The organism is Colwellia sp. E2M01 (assembly GCF_018860585.1).
Classification (GTDB): Bacteria; Pseudomonadota; Gammaproteobacteria; order Enterobacterales; family Alteromonadaceae; genus Colwellia.
This window is the reverse complement of record NZ_JAHKPR010000011.1, coordinates 1-3,933: the sequence shown is the minus strand read 5'-3', so window position 1 is coordinate 3,933 and position 3,933 is coordinate 1. Positions and strand designations below refer to the sequence as shown.

Genomic DNA, 3,933 nt, shown 5'->3' with positions numbered 1-3,933 from the left:
TTTAATCAGATTGGTATAACTACACAATAGTAAACTTAAAAGAAAAACACAAAAAAACTCGCCGAAGCGAGTTTTTAATCGTAATAGTAAAATATTAAATGATTATGCTAACTTAGTAGAAAGTAACTCATTTACCGCTTCAACAGCTTGTGTGCCATCAACGGTTAAGTAACTACAATTACCGGCATCAGCTTCAGCTTTATAAAAATCTACTAATGGTTTAGTTTGCTCGTGGTAAATAGCTAAACGTTTTTTAACAGTTGATTCTTCATCATCTGGACGAATTGACAAATCATCACCTGTTACGTCGTCTTTACCTTCAACTTTTGGCGGATTATAAACGATATGGTAAGTACGACCTGAGCCGGAATGCACACGACGACCGGCCATACGCTTAACAATCTCTTCATCAGGAACGTCAAACTCAAGTACGTGATCAACAGCAATGCCATTTTCTTTCATTGCGTCAGCTTGTGGAATAGTACGCGGAAAGCCATCTAATAAGAATCCAGGTTTGCAATCATCTTCTGCAACACGTTCTTTTACTAAACCAATAATTAGTTCATCTGATACTAATTGACCGGCATCCATTACCGCTTTAGCTTGCTTACCAAGCTCTGTACCCGCTTTAATAGCAGCACGAAGCATATCACCAGTAGAGATTTGTGGAATACCAAATTTTTCCATTAAAAATTGGGCCTGTGTGCCTTTACCAGCACCAGGAGCACCTAATAAAACAATGCGCATAATATTATGTAACCTTAAATAGAGGGGTAAATATAAAATAACTTTTACGTTAAAATGATTCTATTATACAAAAAAGCAGGCATAAATGCCGACAAATATGTATTAAATATTCTGTTAGTAAACGGTTAGCATTTAGCCAAAACGTTTAATCATCTTAAGGTAATAATTCTTCTTCACTAATGAGTAGAGTTAATTAGTTTGTTAACAAACTTAATTAACTCATTTAGCTGCAACACTATACAAGTAAGCTTGAATGCAAACAAGTAAAGCATAAAAAAAGGGGTACTCTTTATTATAGAGTGCCCCTTTCACGCTAGATAATACTTAACTTGTATTGATTACTTAGCCTTGTATTAGTTGCTAAAAATAGTCACTATTTTGTTAGTGATAACATTAGCTTGTTTAAACGACCAACAAAGCTAGCCGGATCTTTTAAGCTACCACGTTCAGCTAACATCGCTTGTTCGAACAATACTTCAACCCATTGGTTAAATTTATCATCATCTTGCTCGTCAGCTACATGCTTAACAAGTGCATGTTCACCGTTGATTTCAAAAATTGGAAGTGTTTCTGGAACTTCTTGTCCAACCGATGCCATCAGCTTCGCCATTTGGCTACTCATATCATCTTCATCAGCAACAATACACGCAGGTGAATCAGTTAAACGTTGAGATAGTTTAACTGCTTTCACTTTACCTTCTAAGCTTGTTTTAATACGTTTAACAACTGAATCGTATTCTTTTTCAAGCTTTTCTTGTGCTTCTTTAGTTTCAGCATCGTCCATATCACCAAGATCAAGACCACCACGAGTTACAGATTGTAATTGCTTACCGTCAAACTCGTTTAAATGACTTACTAACCATTCATCAATGCGATCAGACATTAGTAATACTTCAATGCCTTTTTTACGGAACACTTCTAAATGCGGGCTATTTTTCGCCGCTTCAAAACTGTCTGCAACCACAAAGTAAATTTTATCTTGGCCTTCTTTCATACGTTCAATATAAGAAGCTAAAGAGACATTTTGTGTTGACGTATCTTCATTTGTTGAAGCAAAACGTAATAAACCAGCAACTTGTTCTTTGTTAGCGTGATCTTCCGCTGGCCCTTCTTTTAATACTTGACCAAACTCATCCCAAAAACCTTGGTATTTTTCAGCGTCGTTTTTGCCTAATTTTTCAAGCATTTTTAATACGCGCTTAGTACAACCTTTACGGATTGCTTGGGTAATTTTGTTATCTTGTAAAATTTCACGTGATACGTTTAATGGTAAGTCGTTAGAGTCTAATAAACCTTTTACAAAGCGTAAGTAGGTTGGCATAAACTGTTCAGCGTCATCCATAATAAAGACACGTTGAACAAATAATTTCAAACCATGTTGTTTTTCACGGTTGTACATATCAAACGGTGCTTTCGCTGGTACATATAAAAGTGAAGTATACTCAGTATTGCCTTCAACTTTGTTGTGCTCCCATAATAAAGGGTCACCAAAGTCATGTGATACATGCTTGTAAAACTCGTTATATTCTTCATCCGAGATATCGGCTTTTTCACGTGTCCATAAAGCAGTCGCTTTGTTAACTGGCTCCCATAATGCAGGAACAGCATCTTTTGCTTCAATTGCCGGAACTGTTACGTTACCTTCATCATCTTTAACTTCAGCAACTGCTTCAACAGCAGGAACTTCAGGTGTTAACATTTCTACAGAAACAGAAATATGATCCGAGTATTTAGTTACGATAGACTTTAAACGCCAATCGTCCGCAAACTCAGTCTCATCTTCTTTTAAATGTAGAATAATATCAGTACCGCGACTTGCTTTGTTAATTTTAGCCGTTGTAAATTCACCTTCACCTGCGCTTACCCACTCAACACCGTTAGCTGAATCATCACCTGCTTTACGAGTACGAACAGTTACTTTATCTGCAACAATAAAAGCGGAATAAAAACCAACACCAAACTGACCAATTAATTGTGAATCAGACGCTTGGTCGCCCGATAATTGTGAGAAAAATTCAGCAGTACCTGACTTTGCGATAGTACCTAAATGTTCAATAACATCATCTTGGTTCATACCAATACCGTTATCAGAAATGGTAACGGTTTTGTTTTCTTTATCACAACTTACACGTACACGTAAGTCACCATCGTTTTCATATAAGCTATCATTAGATAATGCTTTAAAACGTAACTTATCTGCAGCATCTGCAGCATTTGAAACCAATTCACGTAAAAATATTTCTTTATTTGAATACAATGAATGAATCATTAACTGCAATATTTTTGCATTATCCGATGCAAATTGATGATTCTGTGTTGCGTTTTCGGTTGTCATGTAAAGTTAACCTCTGGTCTTTTCTATTTCATAAATAATTTATTGTTGTTTCAATTATTTTTAATTGGAACAACACAAATATAGCTATTAACTATCTGGTGTTGGATTAATTAATTTCAAGTATTCTTATAAAATATTTGTTAATGATAATATATCTCTGGGTTTTAAGAATATTTTATTGTAGTTTTAATCGGCATAAATAAGCACTTACATGGTTTAACCTAAGTAGACACCTAGATTGCTAGCATGTTTGAGAAAGTTCTAAGTGTTGTCGCTCGATATATTGTAGCTAACCCATTAAGAGCAGGTTTAGTTAAAAATATTAAAGATTACCCTTATTGGGATTCAAGCTGGTTAAATTAATCTCCTTTTTATCCGTATTTTCAATACAGGTCACCAGCAGGCTGCTTCCTACAGCATAGATGTATATCTTGTAGGAGGCTGCCTGCAGGCGATAAATGCCAAAGGCATTTCCCTAAACTCTAACACCGTATTTTCAATACGGGTCACCAGCAGGCTGCTTCCTACAGGATAGATAAGCCTCGGTGGTTAATGCCGTTTTTGTATTCAGCGACGCTCAATAAGGGCAAGTCCATTTAGGTACTCGATGATTTAACTTGTAGGAGGCTGCCTGCAGGCGATAAATGCCGAAGGCATTTCCCTAAGCTTTAAGGGTTAGATTATAAACATGCAGAAAGCAAAAAACCCGTAGCGTTAACTACGGGTTTCTTTAAATAGAAGTTTAGCAATGTCCTACTCTCACATGGGAACTCCCACACTACCATCGGCGCAACTGCGTTTCACTTCTGAGTTCGGAATGGAGTCAGGTGGGACCACAGCGCTATTGTCGC

General features: G+C 36.6%; 2 protein-coding genes and 1 rRNA gene. All 3 read right to left on the bottom strand.

What is annotated here, in order from left to right; all coding sequences use genetic code 11:
* Positions 1 to 102: 102 nt before the first annotated feature.
* A complete protein-coding gene (adk, locus tag KO502_RS02085) occupies positions 103 to 747 on the bottom strand; it encodes an adenylate kinase (RefSeq protein ID WP_216020906.1) in 645 nt (214 codons plus the stop codon).
* Between the two features lie 373 nt (positions 748 to 1,120).
* On the bottom strand, positions 1,121 to 3,082 hold the full coding sequence (gene htpG, locus KO502_RS02080; protein WP_216020905.1) for a molecular chaperone HtpG: 1,962 nt from the start codon (positions 3,080 to 3,082) through the stop codon (positions 1,121 to 1,123).
* A gap of 740 nt (positions 3,083 to 3,822) precedes the next feature.
* Positions 3,823 to 3,933 (bottom strand): 5S ribosomal RNA (gene rrf / locus KO502_RS02075); the annotation flags it as partial.